This is a genomic window from Gemmatimonadaceae bacterium (genome assembly GCA_020852815.1).
GTDB lineage: Bacteria > Gemmatimonadota > Gemmatimonadetes > Gemmatimonadales > Gemmatimonadaceae > SCN-70-22.
Genome location: JADZAN010000003.1, coordinates 23980 through 42076, shown reverse-complemented (window position 1 = coordinate 42076; position 18097 = coordinate 23980). Strand labels below are relative to the sequence as shown.

General features: G+C 69.0%; 12 protein-coding genes. 10 read left to right on the top strand and 2 right to left on the bottom strand.

What is annotated here, in order from left to right; all coding sequences use genetic code 11:
- Positions 1–75 precede the first annotated feature (75 nt).
- From IT359_03175 to IT359_03130, 10 genes are all read left to right on the top strand, one after another.
- Positions 76–1215 carry a Gfo/Idh/MocA family oxidoreductase gene (locus tag IT359_03175; GenBank protein ID MCC6927974.1) on the top strand — a complete coding sequence of 380 codons (1140 nt, stop codon included), beginning with the start codon at positions 76–78 and terminating at the stop codon, positions 1213–1215.
- The gene (locus IT359_03170; GenBank protein ID MCC6927973.1) at positions 1188–3008 is read left to right on the top strand and encodes a DUF885 family protein; all 1821 of its coding nucleotides are present in this window, start codon (positions 1188–1190) and stop codon (positions 3006–3008) included. Before IT359_03175 ends, IT359_03170 begins: the two co-directional genes overlap by 28 nt.
- Before the next feature lie 111 nt (positions 3009–3119).
- Positions 3120–4772: a peptide ABC transporter substrate-binding protein gene (locus IT359_03165; protein MCC6927972.1), complete on the top strand. Its 1653-nt coding sequence runs from the start codon at positions 3120–3122 to the stop codon at positions 4770–4772.
- Positions 4773–4932: 160 nt separating this feature from the next.
- Positions 4933–6714 (top strand): B12-binding domain-containing radical SAM protein, encoded by a 1782-nt coding sequence (locus IT359_03160; GenBank protein MCC6927971.1) that lies wholly within the window; start codon positions 4933–4935, stop codon positions 6712–6714.
- Positions 6711–7469, top strand: coding sequence for a hypothetical protein (locus IT359_03155; protein ID MCC6927970.1), 759 nt, complete (start codon positions 6711–6713; stop codon positions 7467–7469). Before IT359_03160 ends, IT359_03155 begins: the two co-directional genes overlap by 4 nt.
- A gap of 90 nt (positions 7470–7559) precedes the next feature.
- Positions 7560–8507 carry an ABC transporter permease gene (locus tag IT359_03150; protein MCC6927969.1) on the top strand — a complete coding sequence of 316 codons (948 nt, stop codon included), beginning with the start codon at positions 7560–7562 and terminating at the stop codon, positions 8505–8507.
- Positions 8504–9358, top strand: coding sequence for an ABC transporter permease (locus IT359_03145; protein ID MCC6927968.1), 855 nt, complete (start codon positions 8504–8506; stop codon positions 9356–9358). The genes IT359_03150 and IT359_03145 overlap by 4 nt, the downstream gene beginning before the upstream one ends.
- A gap of 282 nt (positions 9359–9640) precedes the next feature.
- Positions 9641–10969, top strand: coding sequence for a polyphosphate kinase 2 (ppk2, locus tag IT359_03140; GenBank protein ID MCC6927967.1), 1329 nt, complete (start codon positions 9641–9643; stop codon positions 10967–10969).
- Positions 10970–11109: 140 nt separating this feature from the next.
- A complete protein-coding gene (locus IT359_03135; GenBank protein MCC6927966.1) occupies positions 11110–12585 on the top strand; it encodes an AMP-binding protein in 1476 nt (491 codons plus the stop codon).
- Positions 12582–13838, top strand: coding sequence for a hypothetical protein (locus IT359_03130; protein MCC6927965.1), 1257 nt, complete (start codon positions 12582–12584; stop codon positions 13836–13838). The genes IT359_03135 and IT359_03130 overlap by 4 nt, the downstream gene beginning before the upstream one ends.
- Positions 13839–13874: 36 nt before the next feature.
- On the opposite strand, the gene IT359_03125 is transcribed toward IT359_03130, so the two are convergent.
- Together IT359_03125 and IT359_03120 are read right to left on the bottom strand one after the other, a co-directional pair.
- Positions 13875–15935, bottom strand: coding sequence for a S9 family peptidase (locus IT359_03125; GenBank protein ID MCC6927964.1), 2061 nt, complete (start codon positions 15933–15935; stop codon positions 13875–13877).
- A 123-nt stretch (positions 15936–16058) separates the two neighbouring features.
- Positions 16059–17945: a diguanylate cyclase gene (locus IT359_03120; GenBank protein ID MCC6927963.1), complete on the bottom strand. Its 1887-nt coding sequence runs from the start codon at positions 17943–17945 to the stop codon at positions 16059–16061.
- Between the last annotated feature and the right edge of the window lie 152 nt (positions 17946–18097).

The following is an 18097-nucleotide window of genomic DNA, read 5'->3' as shown; positions in this document are numbered from 1 at the left end:
CGCCCCCGTGACGCCAGGTACATTCGCCGCCGTTCGCCTGCAGCTCCTCCCTTCCGAACGGTCCACTCCACATCGATGGTTGCACCAACCTCCGATCGCGCGCGCAGGGTGCGCGTGGCGGTCCTTGGCGCCGGCGCCTGGGCGCGCCTGGCGCATGTTCCAGGCTTCAAGCGCGACACGCGTTGCGAGGTCGTGGCGATCTGCGACCCGCAGCGAGGAATGGCCGAGTCACTGGCCGCCGAGTTCGGGATTCCGGACGTGTACAGCGACCATCGCGAGGTGCTGGCACGCGAGGACATCGACCTGGTCGACGTGTGCACGCCGTCGGCCACGCACTTCGAGCTGTCATGGGCGGCGCTGGAGGCGGGGAAGCACGTGTTGTGCGAGAAGCCGGTGGCGTTCGACTTCCGCGACACGATCCGCGCCGCCGAGCTGGCGAGGGCCAGGGGATTGAAGACGAAGCTTGGCTTCACCTTCCGGTACGCGCCGTCGATGCGGTACATGAAGCACCTCATCGACACCGGCTTCATCGGGACGCCCTTCATCTTCAACGGCTACGAGCAGAACTCGCAGTGGCTCGACCCGATGAACCCGTTGCGCCAGGTGGACGTGAACGCCGACCAGTCGGTGCTGCAGGTGTCGTCGCTCGAGGGGTACGGGGCGCCCATCATCGACATCGGGGCGTGGGCGGTGGGGGCGGACTACGCGCACGTCGTGGGGACGATGCGCAACTTCATCCCCGAGCGGATGGTGCGCGCGACGGGGCGCGTGATGCGCATGAACATCGACGACGGTGACATCTTCATCGGCGAGTTTGCCAACGGCGCGTTAGGCAGCATCCAGACGTCGTTCGTCACCGTCGGCAACTACCCGGGAATCGAGGCGCGCATCTACGGGAGCCATGGGGCACTGATCTGCCGACTGGTGGAGGAGTTCGGCGTGTGCGAAACGCTCAAGGCAGCGCGGCCAGACGACGTGGAGTTCAAGGAGATTCCGGTGCCGGCGGAGTTCTATCCCCCGGGAGGGAGCCGGGAGGAGTCGTGGCGGACGCTGTTCTATGCGAACCTGGTCTCGTCGTTCATTGGCGAGATCCTGTCTGACGGGGACGAGAACGAGGGGAGCTTCATCGAGGGGGCGCGGGTGCAGGAGGTGATCAACGCGGTGGAGCACTCGTTTCGCGAGCGGCGGTGGGTGGCGTTGCCGTTGCCGAGGTAGGGGTGCGGGACGGGAGACGGGGGACGGGGGACGGGAGTGCGCGCCCCGGGGGCGCGCGCGGCGTCGTGCACGGGGTGATTGGGGGGGCGGAGGTGGGGGGGGAGCAGCAGCGAATGGACGAGCGAGAGCCGACGCTGAATGCGTTTCTCGAGCACTACTACGCGGCGCGGCCGGTGAATGCGACGTTCACGGGGATGCACGCGCACGATCATCGGCTCCCGGACTGGTCGGCGGCGGGGGTGGAACGAATCACGGGGGAGATGCGGGGGCTGCGCGCGCAGGTGGCGCAGCAGCTGACGGCGCCGCTCGGTGACGCCATCGCCAAACGCGACTGGGTCGCGATCGACCTCGCGCTGGCCGATTCGTTTCTCGAGATCCAGCTCGCGGAGCTCGAGGGGCGGCACTTCCAGCGCGGCAATCCGTCGTTGGTTATCGGGGAGGCGCTATTCGCGATCATCTCGCTGATGATCCGCGACTTTGCACCTGTCGACCAGCGCGCGCGAATGATGCGCGCCCGCCTGGCGCAACTGCCGCGCTTTCTCGCCTCGGCGCTGGCCGCGGTCGCCGGGGCGCCGGTGCCGGCGCCGTGGGCGGAGAAGGCGCTGCGGGAGTGCGATGGGGGGCGGGCGTTGTTGGGTGCCGGGCTCGATCGCTGGCGCGCGTCGCCGGGGATTCCCGCCGAGCTGGACGACGCGCTGCGGCGCGAGGGCGACGCGGCGTTAGGCGCGCTGGAGGGCTTCGCCGCCGAGGTGGCGCGCCTGGCGCGCGACGAGGAGGGGGCGCGGCGGTGCGGTGAGGAGATGCTGGCGTTGCTCGTGCGGCGCGGGCACTGGTGCGAGCGAAGCGTGGACGACCTGCTGGCCGAGGTGCGCGAGGCGTTCGGTGCCGAGCGTGCGCGCCTGGACGAAATGGCGCGGGGCGTGGATGCGCGCGGCGTCGCCGGCGTGCAGGAACGACTCGCGGCTGCGCACCCGGCGCCTGACGAGTACTACGCGTCGTTCCAGCGCGTGTGGGCGTCGTGCCACGACATGGCGGCAGCGCACGCGCTGGTCACGTGGCCCGAGGCGCCCATTCGCTACGTCCCGTTTCCCGAGGCCACGCGCGAGGCGGCGCCGCAGCTGTACTACCTCTACTATCGGTCGCCGGCGCCGCTGGAGTGGCCGGCGTTGCACGACTATGTCGTGCCGCCCATCGAGGGGCTCGCCGCCGAGGCGCTGGAGCGCCACCTCCGGGCGTGGAACGACAGCGTCATCAAGCTCAACCACGTGGTCCATCATGGCGCACTGGGGCACCACGTGCAGAACTGGCATGCGTCGCGCGCGCCGTTGCAGCTGGGTCGCATTGCCGCCGTCGACTGCGCGTCGCGCATCGGGATGTTCCTGGGCGGGACGATGGCGGAGGGGTGGGCATGCTACGCGACCGACCTGATGGAGGAGTGCAGCTTCCTGACGAGCGAGGAGCGCGTGACGGAGCAGCAGACGCGCGTGCGCATGCTGGCGCGCGCGCTGGTCGACCTGGAGTTCCACACCGGGCGCCGCTCGTTCGACGATGCGGTGGGGTTGTACGCGCGCGAGGTGGGGATGAGCGCTGCGGCGGCGCACGCCGAAGCGGTGAAGAACTCGATGTTCCCGGGGACGGCGCTCATGTACTGGTTGGGGACGTCGCAGATCCATGCGCTGCGCGCGCGGGAGCGGGGGGGAGGGGGAGGCTCGCTGCAGGCGTTCCACGATCGGTTATTGTCGTTCGGCTCGATACCGGTCGCGCTCGCCGGGCGGCTGATGGGCGGGGAGTAAGCTGTTGCCCTCCTGCCACTTACACGGGGTCAGAGTCAGCGAGAATTTGGTTCGGTGACTCTGACCCCTTGAATCATAATCGCAGCGTTCGTACCGAAATCACGCGAGACCGTGAAGCTCTCCTCCCCTAACCGCCCCTGGCGCCGGCGCTCGGCCGCCCTGGCGCTCGCCACGCTCGCCTTCGCCCTCGCCGCGTGCGCCCGTGAGGGCGCTCGGGGGGACGTGGTGGCGTCGAACGACGTCCTCATCATCGCCTACGACCGCGAGCCCGATACGCTCAACCGCTTCAGCACGCACATCCTCGAGGACGTGCAGACCTGCGTGGTGGAAGGGCTGGTGACGACCGATGAGAAGATGAACGTCGTCCCGTTGCTGGCCACCGAGGTGCCAACGCCGGAGAACGGCGGGGTGGTGATGCGTCCGGACGGTGGCATGGACGTGACTTGGAAGCTTCGCCCCGGCGTGACCTGGCACGATGGCGTCCCGTTCACCTCTTCCGACGTGAAGTTCACCGTCGATGCCATCAACTCGCCCGACTACAACCCGGAAAGCACCGATGGCTTCGACCGGATCACGTCGGTGGACACGCCCGACTCGCTCACGGCCATCGTGCACTACAAGGAGCCCTACGCCCCCTACGAGATCCAGTTCGTGCGTGGCGCACTCCCCAGGCACGTGCTGGAAGGGAAGGACATCGACAACGCCACCGAGTACAACCGCAACCCGTTAGGCACGGGTCCGTACCGGGTCACGGAGTGGAAGACGGGCGAGTACATCCTCCTCGACAAGGTCGAACACTACTGGCGCGGCGCGGAGTACCCGAAGATCAAGCGCATCCTCTTCAAGTTCATCCCCAACACCACCACGCGCATCAACCAGCTCAAGAGCGGCGAGGCACACGTGGCCGCCCTGGTGCCGTGGGACAAGTACCGCGAACTCAAGGACGTCCCCGGTCTCACCATTCACCAAATGATGGGCAACTCCTACGAGCACATCACGCTCAACGAGCGCTCGGTGGAGGCGTTCCGTGACGTGCGCGTGCGACGCGCCCTGATCCATGCCATCGACCGCGAACTCCTCACGCAGACGGTGCTCGACGGGCTGGCGCCGGTGATCGACGGCGCGATCCAGCCGCTGTCGTGGGCCTACACCGACAGCGTACGGAAGTACCCGTTCGACGTGACGACGGCCAAGGCGCTCCTGGACGACGCCGGCTGGAAGGACTCGAATGGCGACGGCATCAGGGACAACGGAGGAAAGCCGCTCGCCTTCACGCTGATGACACAGGCAGGGTTCGCGATCCGCGAGAACATCGCCCAGGCGGTGCAGCGTCAGCTCAAGGACGTCGGCGTGGACGTGAAGATCCAGCTGGTGGACGGAACGTCGATCTCCTCGCTCTGGTTCGAGGGAAAGTTCGACGCGATGCTCCACTGGTGGCACATGCCAAGCGATCCTGAGATCACGCTCTTCTTCGCCTCGGACCGCACGCCTCCCGCCGGGCGCAACATCAACTACATCGCCGACGACTCGCTGGACACGCTGCTCTACGCCTCGGACCGCACCGTGGCGCAGGGTCCGCGACGCGCGCTGCTGGTCGCGGCGCAGCAACGCCTGGCCGAGTTGGCGCCCGAGATCCCGTTGTACAACGTGACGCGACTGGATGCCGTCCCCGCGGGGTTGCGGAACTTCAAGGGGAACCCCACCAACACCGGGATCTTCTGGAACGTGTGGGAGTGGGAGATGGCGAGCGACGCCAGACGGTAATCGCCACGTCGCCGGTGGATCCCGCACCTGCTAGCTGTGCTCGGCTGGTGCGTCATAGCCAGGAGCCGATGCGCCTGGATGGTACGTCGTCGCGCGCGCCACCTGCGGCGCGCGCACGATCCGGACGCGCTTGACTCACGACCCGTCGACGCGAGGCACCGTGCCCCCAACGATCGCCCTCATCGGGAGCGAGCACGAGGAGAACCTGTCGCTCCGCTACCTGGCCGCCGCTGTTGCGGCTGACGGCCTTCGCTCCGAGATATGCCCGGTGAACGAACCGGGCGACGTGGAGCGGGTGGTCCGCGAGGTCGTCGCGCTCCGTCCGTTGCTGGTCGGGATCTCGGTCCCCTTCCAGATGAACGCCCCGCACGCCCTGGCACTCGCCACGCGACTGCGCGAAGCAGGCTGCACGGCGCACATCACCGTCGGCGGGCACTTCGCCACGTTCGAGTACGGCCACATCATGCGCGACTACCCGGCGATCGACTCGGTCGTACGACACGAGGGAGAGGAGACGCTGCGCGAATTGTGCCGTCGGCTGCAAACCGGCGCCCCGCTCGCCCCGCTCGAAGGCGCAGTGATCCGCTCGACGGGCGACTCGACGGGCGACACGTCGGACGGCATCGTGGACGGCGGCAAGCGGCGCATCCCGGCGCTCGACACCCTCCCCTTCCCCGATCGGCGCGGCCCGGCACTGCAGGTGATGGGGATCAACGTCGCCCCGATCCTGGGGAGCCGCGGCTGCTATGCGGACTGCGCCTTCTGCTGCATCTATGCCTACGCGGAGAATGCCGACGGCGCGCGCTATCGCCGCCGCTCGCCGGAGAACATCGTTGCCGAGATGAAGGAAGAGTACGACCGGCGCGGCGTGCGCCTGTTCGTCTTCCACGACGACAACTTCTTCGTCCCCTCGCGCGAGCAGAACCTGGCGCGCTACCGCCGGCTCAAGGCGCTGATCGGCGAGGCGGGGATGACGGGGATCGCCCTCGTCATCAAGTGTCGCCCCAACGACGTGCACCGCGACCTGTTCGAACTCCTCAAGTCGATGGGGCTCATCCGCACCTATGTCGGGATCGAGACCAACTCCGACGAGGGGATCGTCTCGCTCAACCGGCGCATCACGTCGGCCGACAACCGGCGCGCGTTGCAGCTGTTCCGCGAACTCGACATCTATCACTCGTTCAATGTCCTGATCTTCGATCCCGAGGCCACGATGGGCGGGATCGCGCGGAACCTCGACTTCATGGCGGAGTTCGCCGACGTCCCGTTCAACTTCTGCCGCGCCGAAGTCTACGCGGGGACGCCGCTCAAGCAGATCCTCGAGCACGACGCTCGGCTGGTGGGCGACTACTTCGCCTGGGGTTACCAGATGCGCGACGCGCGCGTGGAACTGCTCTTTCGCATCTCGGTGACGGCGTTCGCCTCGCGCAACTTCAAGGCAGACGGCGTGGCCAACCTCAACATGGGGATCCGCGTGGACAACGAGATGGTGCGTCACTTCCATCCCGACGCGTGGGACACCGCGTGGCACGAACGCGTGCGCGACTTCTCGCGCCGCGTGGGGGAAGACTCGGTGGCGGCGATGCGAACGGCGTACGACTTTGCCCGGACGGTCGCACTCGACGACCATGCACAGGTGAAGGCGTTCACCCTGGCACTGAGCCGGCGCGTGGCGCGCGCCGACCTTGCCTTTCTCACGGAGTGCAAGGCGCTTCGCCGCGAGATGGAGCGACGCGTCGCCGCGGCGCGCGGCGCCACGCATCGCGTTGCATCTGGCGACGTGGCCAACGCCCTCGAGGGCGGCAGGCTCCCATGGGCCGCCGAGACGTTGCGCCTGGGTGCCTTGCGGTCCTCGGCAGGGCTGGACATTGCGACCGAGCGGCTCCCGATGCCGCTGGGCATCACCACCGACGCCGCTCGCGCCGAGCGAGGTGTGACATGAACGTGGGCGACGGGCTGCGCAAGGCGGCGGCCGGCGCCGCTGGCGTGGCCATGGCGACAGCGGGGCTCAGCAGCTGCAAGAACGGCAACGGCGGCGGGCTGGGCGCGGTGGACCCCGCCCCGCCACCGCTGCAGTGCAACTCGGTCAGCGGCGGGCAGACGATGCAAGCCACAGCCTCGCTCACGCCAGACTCCGTGATCGTCGAGATCCGCAACGTGACACCAAACGGGGTGTGGCTCACGCCGCGCATCACCGCGGTGAGCGGCGGCGCCATCGGGCGCATCACCACGCCTCCCGATGGCTCGGCCGCCCCATTCGTTGTCGCCTTCCCGTTCGGCGGCGCTTCCACGCTGAGCATCACCTTCACCTTCGAGGGGGCGCTCACGAGTGGCGGTGGCGAGTCGTGCACCTTCAGGCGCAACTTCATCGTGACCGCCACGCGCAACTCGGCGACGGTGGCCCAGGTCACGCTCGATGCACTGCCGCTCCCCGCGCGCCAGCGCGCGGAGATCATCCTCGCCGAGCAGGTGGGGCGACGCGTCGTGCTGCGTGCGCAGACGCCGTATCGCGGCGCGCACCTGCGCACCTGGGACGTAAGCGCCGGGACGCTCTCCGACACGACGAGCGACGCGGTCACGTGGATGCTCCCCGACGCACCGGGGATCTACGCGGCGGAACTGGCGCTCGATTACGGAGACGACGGAATGGCGTTCGACGCGCTCATGCTCGAGGTGCTCCCCGACGAGCCGGCGTGACCGCGGCGGCGCCCGTGCATCGACGCGGCATCACGGTGATTCACTGAACGCCACTCGCGCCCTGCCGAGCCGCGGCGGTACAATCCCCGCGTGCTCACCGTCGCTGCCCGACGCCTGGCCCAGGCGCTCCCGCTCCTCCTCGTCATCTCGGTCCTCGTCTTCGCGCTGCTGCACGCGGCGCCTGGTGGACCGCTGGCGATCTACCTGGAGAACCCGAACGTCCGCCCCGAGGACATCGAGCGGCTCCGGCGCTCGTTAGGGCTCGACCGCCCGCTTCCGGTGCAGTACGTCGCGTGGCTCAAGGGATTCGTGGTGGGCGACTGGGGCTTCTCCTTCTCCGACGGGCGTCCGGTGACGGTGCGTATGGCGGAACGCATCCCGGCCACGCTGGAGCTGATCGTGGCCTCGCTGGTACTGGCCCTGGTGGCCGCGGTTCCCGCTGGCGTCCTCGCGGCCGCGCGCCGGAGATCGCGCTTCGATCGTGGCGTGAGCGCGTTGTCGCTGGCGGGGATCTCGCTCCCGACGTTCTGGTTCGGGCTCCTGTTGCAGCTCCTGTTCGCCGTCTCGTCAGGGTGGCTCCCCTCGTCCGGGCGGACGTCGATCCTGGGGGGCGGTGTGGCCGACCGGCTGCAACACCTCATCCTCCCCGCCACCGTGCTGGCCACCGTGCACGCCGCCGTCTGGACGCGCTACCTGCGTTCGTCGATGCTCTCGGTCCTGGCGCAGCGCTTCATCCTCTCGGCGCACGGGCGCGGCGTTCCCGATCGTCGCGTCACCTTCGTGCATGCCCTGCGCAACGCGCTGCTGCCGTTCGTGACGATCATGCTCCTCGACGCGGCGATCATGGTCTCGGGCGCGGTGGTGACGGAGAGCGTCTTTGCCTGGCCCGGGCTGGGCGGGTTGTTCACCGAGGCGCTGGCGCGGCGCGACTACACCGTGCTGATGGCGTTCCTGATGGTCGCGTCGACCGCGGTGATCGTGCTGAATCTCGTGGCCGACCTGAGCTACCGCCTGCTCGACCCACGGGTGCGCGCGTGACCGCACCGGCGCTCGGTGTTGCAGCTGCGCCGCCTTCGCGCTGGGGAGCGCTGCCGCGTGGCGTGCAATGGGCGCTGGCGACACTGGCGCTCCTCACGATGGCGGCGATCGTGGTGCCGCTGGTGGCGGGGTCCGCGAGCGAGGCGATGGACCTCACGGCGCGTCGGGCGGCGCCGTCGCTGGCGCACTGGTTCGGCACCGACGAGTTGGGGCGCGACGTCCTGGCGCGCGTCCTGTCGGGGGCGCGCGTCTCGCTCGCCATCGGCTTCCTCTCGGCGCTCCTCGCCGTCGCGTTAGGCTCGGCGGTCGGCACCATTGGTGGCTTCGTGGGAGGGTGGGTGGATGCGGCGTTGATGCGCCTGACCGACGCCATGCTCGCCATCCCGCGCCTCCCCTTCCTGATGATCGTGGCGGCCATCCTGCAGCCGTCGATCCCGCTGCTGATCGTCCTGGTGGGAGCGGCGGGGTGGATGGAGACGGCGCGCGTGGTGCGCGCGGAGGTGCTCTCCCTTGCCGCTCGCGGCTTCGTGGAGGCCGCGCAGGCGACCGGCGTGGGGGCGTGGCGCGTCCTGGCCGGGCACATCCTCCCCAACGTGCTGGGGACGATCGCCGTCTCGGCGACGCTGGCCGTGGGGCGCGGGATCCTGATGGAGTCGGCGCTGTCGTTCTTTGGGGTGGGGGTGCAGCCGCCAGCCGCAAGCTGGGGGAACATGCTGTACCAGGCGCAGACCACGCTCACGTCGGAGCCGTGGCTCGCCATCTTCCCGGGGATGGCGATCTTCGTGACGGTGCTGTGCGTGAACGTGGTGGGCGAGCAGCTGGCGGAGGGCGATGCGGGCCAGCGCGCCTGAAGGGCGAGGGGAGCGGTGGAAGGTTTTCCGGTGCTTCGGACGGTTGGGGTGTCCATCCTCTGGCGCGTTCCCGGCGGCCTGGAGCGTAGCAGCGCTCGCCCCTCCCCGTGTCAGGCTTCACCTCTCCCGAGTGTCAGGGGGATAACGGCTACCTGTCCCCGCGCGGAGGGTGAAGGTTGCGGATGATGGAGGCGTTTCGTCCCCCATCGGGATGCCACCCGCGCCGAGCACAAGGACGCCGGGGTCGTGTCTGTTCCTGTCTCCCATTCCTTACGTGAACTCATGAGCACCAACGGCAAGCGGCCCGCCTCGAAGGCTGTGCCAGCCGCCAGCGCGAAGGGCGCCAGGACCGACGCGACCGACCGCGCAGGCGCCGCCGTGAAGGCGAAGATGACGGTTGGCCAGCAAGAGCCGGGCAAGGTCGAATCCAAGGCGAGTGCGAAGCGACGCAACGGCGCGAAGCATGGCGCCGGCGGCAAGGGTGCGCGACGCCCCATTCGCCCAGGCAGCACGCGCAAGGTTGAAACCGGCGACATCGCGCCATCGCTCTCCCGCTCCCGCATTGCGGAGTATGCCGTAGGGGAGGCGGTGGAGGCCGCGCGGAGTTCGAAGGCGACGGCGGTGACCGACATCATCTCGCACACCGCGCCCGGGAACATCACGGAGCTGATCGACGGGCTCGACGCGATCATGAAGGGGGCATCGATCGACGACGTCGAGGCGCTGCGCGAATCGATCATGAGCTACGGGCGCCAGGCGGAGAAGACCCGCTCGGCGCGCGCGGACGCGGAGCTGTCGGAGGATTGGCGATCCGGCGGCTATCCGTACAAGAACCTGATGTCGCGCAAGAACTACGAGAAGCAGAAGTACGGGCTGCAGGTCGAGCTGCTCAAGCTGCAGTCGTGGGTCAAGTCGACCGGGCAGAAGGTGATGATCCTGTTCGAGGGGCGCGACGCCGCCGGCAAGGGGGGATCGATCAAGCGCTTCACCGAGCACCTCAATCCCCGCGGCGCGCGCGTGGTGGCGCTGGAGAAGCCGAGCGAGGTGGAGCGAGGGCAGTGGTACTTCCAGCGATATGTGCAGCACCTTCCCACCGCTGGCGAGATCGTGATGTTCGACCGGTCGTGGTACAACCGGGCGGGGGTGGAACGCGTGATGGGCTTCTGCACGCCTGACGAGTACACGGAGTTCATGCGGCAGTGTCCCGAGTTCGAGCGCAACCTGGTGCGCAGCGGGGTGCACCTCATCAAGTTCTGGTTCTCGGTGAGCCGCGAGGAGCAAAAGCGCCGTTTCCGCGAGCGCAAGTCGCATCCGCTCAAGCAGTGGAAGCTGTCGCCGGTCGACATGGCCTCGATCGACAAGTGGAGCGAGTACACCAAGGCGAAGGAAGCGATGTTCTTCTACACGGACACCACCGACTCGCCGTGGACCGTCCTCAAGTCGGACTGTAAGAAGCGCGCGCGCCTCAACGCCATGCGCTACGTCCTCCTCAAGCTGCCATACGCCAAGAAGGACCTGGACGCGATCGGTCCGCTGGACCCGCTCCTGGTGGGACGGGCGAGCGTGGTGTACGAACGCGGCGAGCACAACGTGACCGTCCCGGTGCTCTGACCGGCGCCCTGATCGCGGGGCCTGCTCGCGCGTTTGCTGCAAGGCTGCCCCGGGGGAGCGATCCTCCGGGGCATCGAGTCGTTCGGGAGGGTGAACGTTCGCCTAGCGTCGCGTCGCTCGGGCGGTAGGTTAGCGCCGCGATGCAACTCCTCGACTTGTTCGACCTCTCCTTCCAGGGGCGCCGCGACGTGCCGGCGCTGGAGCACGAGCGCCCGGATGGTTCCGTCGAGACGCTGACTTTCGGCGAACTCGACGCGCGAAGCAACCGGATGGCGCGCGAACTGGAGCGTCGCGGCCTCCGGCAGGGCGACCGGCTGGCGCTGTATCTCGCCAATCGCGTCGAGTTCATCGATCTCTTCGTGGCGTGCGCGAAGCTTGGGGTGATCGTCGTCCCGATCAACATCCTGTACCGCGAGCGCGAGATCGCGCACATCGTCGCCGATGCGGAGCCCGCAGCCGTGGTGGTCGCGGGGAGCGAGAGCGCCGCGCTGTTCCCCGCGCCGACCGCGGTATGGGACGTGGACGTGCTGGCGCGGCACGCGGGGGAGTCGTCGGGCGCCGCCGTGCGCCGCGTGATCGACGGTGACGACGCGGCAGCGATCGTCTACACATCGGGAACGACGGGACGTTCCAAGGGCGCGGTCCTCTCGCACAACAACTTCCTCGCCAACGGGGTGAACCTCGCGGCGTGCTGGCGCATAACGAGTGAGGACCGCTACCTCGCCGTCCTCCCGCTCTTCCACGTGCACGGGCTGGGGAATGGCGTCATCACCTGGCTCATCACCGGGTGCCGGATGCGGCTGGCGGAGCGCTTCGACGTGTCGCGCGCCGCCGAGCTTTTCGACGCGTTCCGGCCGACGCTCTTCTTTGGTGTCCCGACGGTGTACGTGCGTCTCCTCGAGCTCTCCCCCGACGTGGCGGCGCGCATCGGGGGGGCGATGCGCCTCTTCGTCTGCGGCTCGGCGCCGCTCCCGGCGGCGACGCTGGATGCATTCCGCGCGCGCTTCGGTCACACGATCCTCGAGCGCTACGGGATGAGCGAGACGCTGATGAACATTGGCAACCCGTACGCGATGGAGCGACGCCCCGGTTCGGTGGGGCTCCCCTTTCCCGGCGTCTCGACGCGCATCGTGCGCCCCGACGGCGCCTCGGTCGGTGTGGACGAGGTGGGGGAGTTGCTGGTGCGCGGCCCCAACGTGATTCGCCATTACTGGCGCCGCCTCGACGCCGACGCCGAGGCGTTCACGGACGGCTGGTTCCGCACGGGCGACCTGGCGATGCGCTCGGCCGACGGCTACTACACGCTGTGCGGGCGCCGATCGGACCTCATCATCTCGGGGGGATTCAACATCTACCCGCGGGAGATCGAGGAGGTGTTGCTGGAGAGCGCGGGAATAAGGGAGGCGGTGGTGGTGGGGGTGCCTGACGAGCGGCGCGGCGAACTCCCGGTGGCCTATGTCGTGGCCGACGACGACGCCGCGGTGGCGGCGCTGGACGCGACGTGCCGGCGGCTCCTGGCAAGCTTCAAGGTGCCGCGAGGCTACGTGCGTGTTGCCGCGCTCCCGCGCACGGCGTTAGGCAAGGTGCAGCGGCACCTCCTTCCGCCGTGGACATGAGTCCGGCCCTCGTCTCGCTCCTCGCGCTGGTGGTGGCGATCGTCCTTTCGATGACGTCGCGCATCAATGTCGGGCTGCTGGCCATCGCGCTGGCGTGGCTCATCGGCACCTACGTGGCCGGCCTCAAGCCCGATGCGGTGATGGCCGGCTTCCCCGTCACGCTGTTCCTCACGCTGGCCGGCGTCACGCTCCTGTTCTCGATTGCCGACACCAACGAGACGCTGGCGCGGCTGGCGCATCACGCCGTGCGCCTGGCGCGCGGCAACGCGCGCGTGCTCCCGCTCCTCTTCTTCGCCATCGCCTGCCTCATCTCGACGGTGGGTCCGGGGGCGATTTCCAGCGTGGCGCTGGTCATCCCGCTCGCCATGGCGATCAGCGAGCGCACGGGAATCTCGCGCTTCCTCACCGCGCTCATGGTGGCCAACGGGGCAAACGCCGGGAACCTGTCGCCCATTTCGTCGGTGGGCGTCATTGCCAACAACGCCATGGCGAAGGGGGGGCTGGGCGGGCACGAGTGGCGCGTGTGGCTCGCCAACTTCGCCGCGCACGCGCTCGTGGCGGCCGCGGCCTACCTCGCGCTTGCCGGGAGGGCGCGCACGCCAGCTGCAATTGCCGGCGGCGATGCGATCCCCGCGGCCGATGACGCGCTGACGTCCGGGCAGCGCCTGACCGCATTCGTCATCGTCGCCTGGATCGTTGGCGTGGTCGGCTTCAAGCTCAACCTGGGGCTCTCGGCCTTTGGGGCGACGGCGATCCTCCTCTTCGCGCGGTGCGCGGACGAGTCGGCGGCGATCCGGAAGGTCCCGTGGGGGGTGATCCTGATGGTGAGCGGCGTTTCGCTCCTCATCGCCCTCCTCGAGAAGACCGGTGGGATGGACCTCTTCACGACGCTCCTGGCCCGCATGGCCACGCCGCAGACGCTCAACGGGATGATTGCCTTCGTGACCGGCGCCATCTCGACGTACAGCAGCACGTCGGGGGTGGTGCTCCCCGCCTTCCTCCCCACCGCGGCGACGCTGGTGGAGAAGGTGGGGGGTGGCGACCCGCTGGCGGTGGCGCTCTCGATCAACGTCGGCTCGGCGCTGGTCGATGTGTCGCCGCTGTCGACGCTAGGTGCGCTGTGCATCGCGGCGGTCTCGGGGGCGGCGGAGTCGAAGCAGCTCTTCAACCAGCTCCTCGCGTGGGGGGTGGCAATGACGGTGGTCGGCGCCATCCTCTGCCAGCTCTTTGCCGGCCTGCTGGCGCGCGCATAACGAGCATCGCGTTCACCGCGTCAGGGCGTCCCCGCGTCACGGCGTCACCGGTCGCAGGTACTTGTCGTACCAGGCGAGGTAGCGCTGGTAGCGATCGAGGACGAACGAGGGGCGCGCAATGCCGTGGAACTGCCCCGGGTAGACGACGAGCTGCGTGTCGATCCCCTGCGACTTGAGCGCCATGTACATCTGCTCGCCGCCGGTGATGGGCACGTTGAAGTCCTTCTCGCCCCCCATGAAGAGCGTCGGCGTCTTGATGCGGTCGGCCTTGTAGAAGGCATACGAGAGCTTCTCCCAGAGCCGCGGGTTCTTCCACGGCGTCCCCAGCTCGTTCTCGTACTGGTAGATGTACTGATCGGTGCCGTACATCGTGGTCTGGAGTGCGCTCCCCGCGCCGCTGGTGGCGGCCTTGAAGCGCGGGGTGGTGGCAATGGTGTAGTCGGTGAGGATCCCGCCATAGCTCCACCCGCCGAGTGCAAGGCGCTCGGGATCGGCAACGCCTAACGCGACGACGTGGTCGACGCCCGCCAGCAGGTCCTGCACCTCCTTGTTCCCCCAGTCGGCAAAGATCGCCTTCTTCCACTCCTGCCCGCGCCCGCTGCTCCCGCGGTAGTTCACCGCCAGCACGAGATAGCCGTTGGCGGCGTACAGCTCGCGCTGGAAGGCAAAGGAGTGCTGGTCCTGCCCGTTGGGGCCGCCGTGGATCCAGAGGATCATCGGGTACTTCTTCCCCGCCTGGAAGCCGGCCGGCTTCACGAGGAGCGCACCGACGGTGAGTCCATCCTTGTTCTTGAAGTCGATGTCCTCGGTGCTGCCCAGGGCGAGCTGCGCGAAGAGGGAATCGTTGACGTGCGTGAGGGCGCGCAGCGTGCCGTTCTCCACGGCGAAGAGTTCGCTGGCGGTGGTGGCCGTCCCGGCGCGGGCGACGGTTCTCCCGCCGGGTGCAATGTCGAAGGTGCCGATCACCCGGCGCCCGGCAAGCTCCCGCGTGACGGCGCCGCCGGCTGCCGGGATCGCCGCCAGGTGCACAGCGCGATCGTCGCCGAGGAGGAAGCGAATCGTTGCACCGTCGGCCGACCAGGCCAGGTCGCTGACGTCGCGATCGAGGGTGGGCGCCAGGTAGCGCGGCGCGCCGCCCGCTGCCGGGATGACGGCGACCTGGTCCTGCGAGTAGGCCGAGAGGCGCGGCTCGCTCGACTGCAGGTACGCGATCGACTGCCCGTCGGGGCTCCAGGCGGGACCCGAGTCATCGCCATTCCAGCTCGTCAGGCGCAATGGCGCCGGGGGTGGCGTGACCCCCGGGTTGGCGTCGATGACGTAGAGGTCGGAGTTGTTCTCCCGGTCCGGGTCCTTCCCTTCCCTCGACGAGACAAAGGCGATCCGCTTGCCGTCCGGCGACCAGCGCGGGGTGCGATCGTCGAAGTCGCCGGTCGTCAGCTGCACCGCCTTCTTCGTCGCCACGTCGACGATCCAGATGTGGTCGCGCAGGCGATCGAGGTAGCCCGCATAGTCGCGCTTGAAGGCGTAGCGATCGATGACGATCGGCTTGGGGCTCTTGCTCCTGGCCGAGTCGGGCTTTCCCTCCTCGGGGTCCGGGTCGTGCGAGACGACGGCGATGCGCGCCCCGTCGGGCGACCACTGGTAGTCGGCGACGCCCCCCTTGAGGTCGGTCAGCCGCACCGCCTCGCCACCGGCCCGGTCGAGGAGCCAGATCTGCCCGCCCTTGCTCTCGAATCGCCCGGAGACAAACGACAGGTAACGATTGTCGGGCGACCAGCGCGGGTTCCCTTCTCCCTCGGGCGACGACGTCATGCGCAGGGTACGCGTCCCGTCCCAGCTCACCATCCAGACGTCGCTGTCGCTCTTGTCCTTGGCCGAGTCGGTGGTGGTGACGGTGTACGCGACCCAGGCGCCATCGGGGGAGATGCGCGGGGCACCGACGTCCTTGATGCGGTAGAAATCCGTCGGCTGCAACGGCCGCCTGGGCTGCGCGGCCACGGGGAGGGCGACGAGGAGCGCGAGCGCGTCGAGGAGCGCGAGCGCGACGAGGAGCGCGGGCGCGACGAGGCCATGGCGCGGGCCGGAGCGAGGAGACATGCGGGGAGCCGATGAAGTGGAGAGCGCCGAGCGCCGCGCACACACCGGATTCGGCGCGCCACGCACGGGGGTGCGCGGAGATTATCGCCTGCTACCGGTGCGGCAAGGGCACGCCGGCGCGTCCTACGCCGCGTCGGCCAGCGTCACGCAGTTCCGCCCGCCCTGCTTGGAGCGGTACAGGGCGCGGTCGGCCTGTTCCAGCAGCTCGGCCAGGTTCGCCCCCTGATGCTCGGCCGTCGCCGCCCCCACGCTGATCGTGATCGACCGCTCCGCCCACGGCGCCCCCTCGATCGCGAGGCGCAACCGCTCACCCATCTCGTACGCGCCGTCGATCCCGGTGTTGGGGAGCACGATGGCGAACTCCTCGCCGCCATAGCGCGCCGCCACATCGGTGTCGCGGATGGCGCGGCTGAGCAGGCGCGCCACGTCGCGCAGCACGACATCGCCGCGCGGATGCCCGAACGAGTCGTTGAACGACTTGAAGTGATCGATGTCGAGGAGGAGGAGCGTGACCGGCTGTCCCGTGCGCCGGATGCGCGCCAGTTCCTCCACCATCCGTTCCTCGAAGGCGCGGCGGTTCTTGAGCCCGGTGAGCGCGTCATGCGAGGCCAGTGCCGCCAGGCGCGCGTTGGCCTCGAGGAGCGATTCCTGGTGCACCTGCAACTTGCGCCGTGTCTCCTCCAGCTGTCGCTCGTAGTCCTTGCGCTCGGTGACGTCGCGCGAGGAGGCTTGCAGGCGCGACACGCGTCCGTCCTCGTCCACGATGGCGCGCCACATCATCTCGAGCCACAGGTGCTGCCCCGTCTTGTGCAGCATGCGGCACGAGAGGGCGGCCACGCGCGCGCCACGCAGCAGGTCATCGAAGTGGCGGCGCAGGCGTTCACGATCGTCGGGGTGGGCCAGCGCGAAGGGGCTCATGCGCATGACCTCTTCCGGCGCAAAACCCAGCACGCGCTCGCACGAGGGCGAGATGTACACCACGCGCCCCGAAGGATCGTGCAGCGAGACCACGTCACTCCCGTTCTCCGCCAACAGCCGGAAGCGGAGTTCGCTGTCGCGCAGCGCCGCCTCGGCGTGCACGCGCTCCACGTGCGTGCGATGCAGCTGCGTGGCGTTCCAGGCGATGAGTCCAACGAAGACGAGGATCATCGCCACCACGAAGAGCATCACCATGAGCGCCGGTTGGTCCTGCCGATCCGACGCGCGCAGCCCCCAGATGGCGACCCAGCCAAAGAGCGCGGGGGCGATGAAGCCGGCGGGGAGGAGCCCGCGCGCCATGGCACCGCCGGGGCCGTCGCTCAGGGTGACGGCGAGAATCCCCGACTGGGGGCGCAGTGCGAGGACGCCGACGGCGGCCGCCGAGAAGGCGATCGCCGTTGGCGCCGCCATGCGGTTGAAGTGACCGATCGTCTCAAACCATCCGCTGCGGTAGGCGTGCGCCAGCAAGGCCACCTGCGAGCAGGCCAGCACCAGCGTGGCCAGGACCTGCGCCAGCGCCTCGCTCCCCGACTCACGCCGCGCCACGAGCAGGAGCGCCACGCCCAGGAAGAGGAAGTTGACGGCGGGAGCGAGTGCCATCCGGTTCCCGCGGCCGTCGAGCGTGGCGCTCATGGCATCGTGAAAGAGGAGCGTGTCGATCCCCACCGAGTGCCCGGCGAGGGCACCAACGATGCGCAGCGCGCCGACGACGCCGACCACGGCGGCGAGGAGGCGGGCGGCCTGCCACTCGGTAGACGACGACTCACGGGTGACGAACCACCACAGCGCCAGGCCTAACGCGACAAAGCAGAATGCCGCGGCGGGATTCACGGACGCGGCGCCCGCCGGCGCAACGGCGCGAAGTGCCGCGACATCCAGCGTCCACCCCGCCAGCACGACCATGCCGATTCCCGCGGCGATGACCGACGCGAGGCGCGCCCCCCAGGCGTGCCGCCTCCCGGGCGGGTACGCCAAGTGGTCACCGATGGCGGCTGACGCCTCGGGGTTGGTGGAGCGGTACGGGATGGTCATGGGGACGCTGCTCAATAGACGGTCCGGTGACGAATCGAGTCACGGCTGGGCGGGCGGCGCCGGTGCGCGTCGGCACAATTGACCGCCAGGGGCCTGGAGTGCTCTGTATCCCGGCAGGAAATTCCCGGGCACCTCCTCCGCGACGGTCGTGA

Bases quoted from the DNA above. Each gene is read 5' to 3' on its own strand.
- IT359_03175 (MCC6927974.1), top strand. From the start codon at position 76: ATGGTTGCACCAACCTCCGATCGCGCGCGCAGGGTGCGCGTGGCGGTC.
- IT359_03155 (MCC6927970.1), top strand. From the start codon at position 6,711: ATGAACGTGGGCGACGGGCTGCGCAAGGCGGCGGCCGGCGCCGCTGGC.
- ppk2 (MCC6927967.1), top strand. From the start codon at position 9,641: ATGAGCACCAACGGCAAGCGGCCCGCCTCGAAGGCTGTGCCAGCCGCC.
- IT359_03135 (MCC6927966.1), top strand. From the start codon at position 11,110: ATGCAACTCCTCGACTTGTTCGACCTCTCCTTCCAGGGGCGCCGCGAC.
- IT359_03130 (MCC6927965.1), top strand. From the start codon at position 12,582: ATGAGTCCGGCCCTCGTCTCGCTCCTCGCGCTGGTGGTGGCGATCGTC.
- IT359_03125 (MCC6927964.1), bottom strand. From the start codon at position 15,935: ATGTCTCCTCGCTCCGGCCCGCGCCATGGCCTCGTCGCGCCCGCGCTC.
- IT359_03120 (MCC6927963.1), bottom strand. From the start codon at position 17,945: ATGACCATCCCGTACCGCTCCACCAACCCCGAGGCGTCAGCCGCCATC.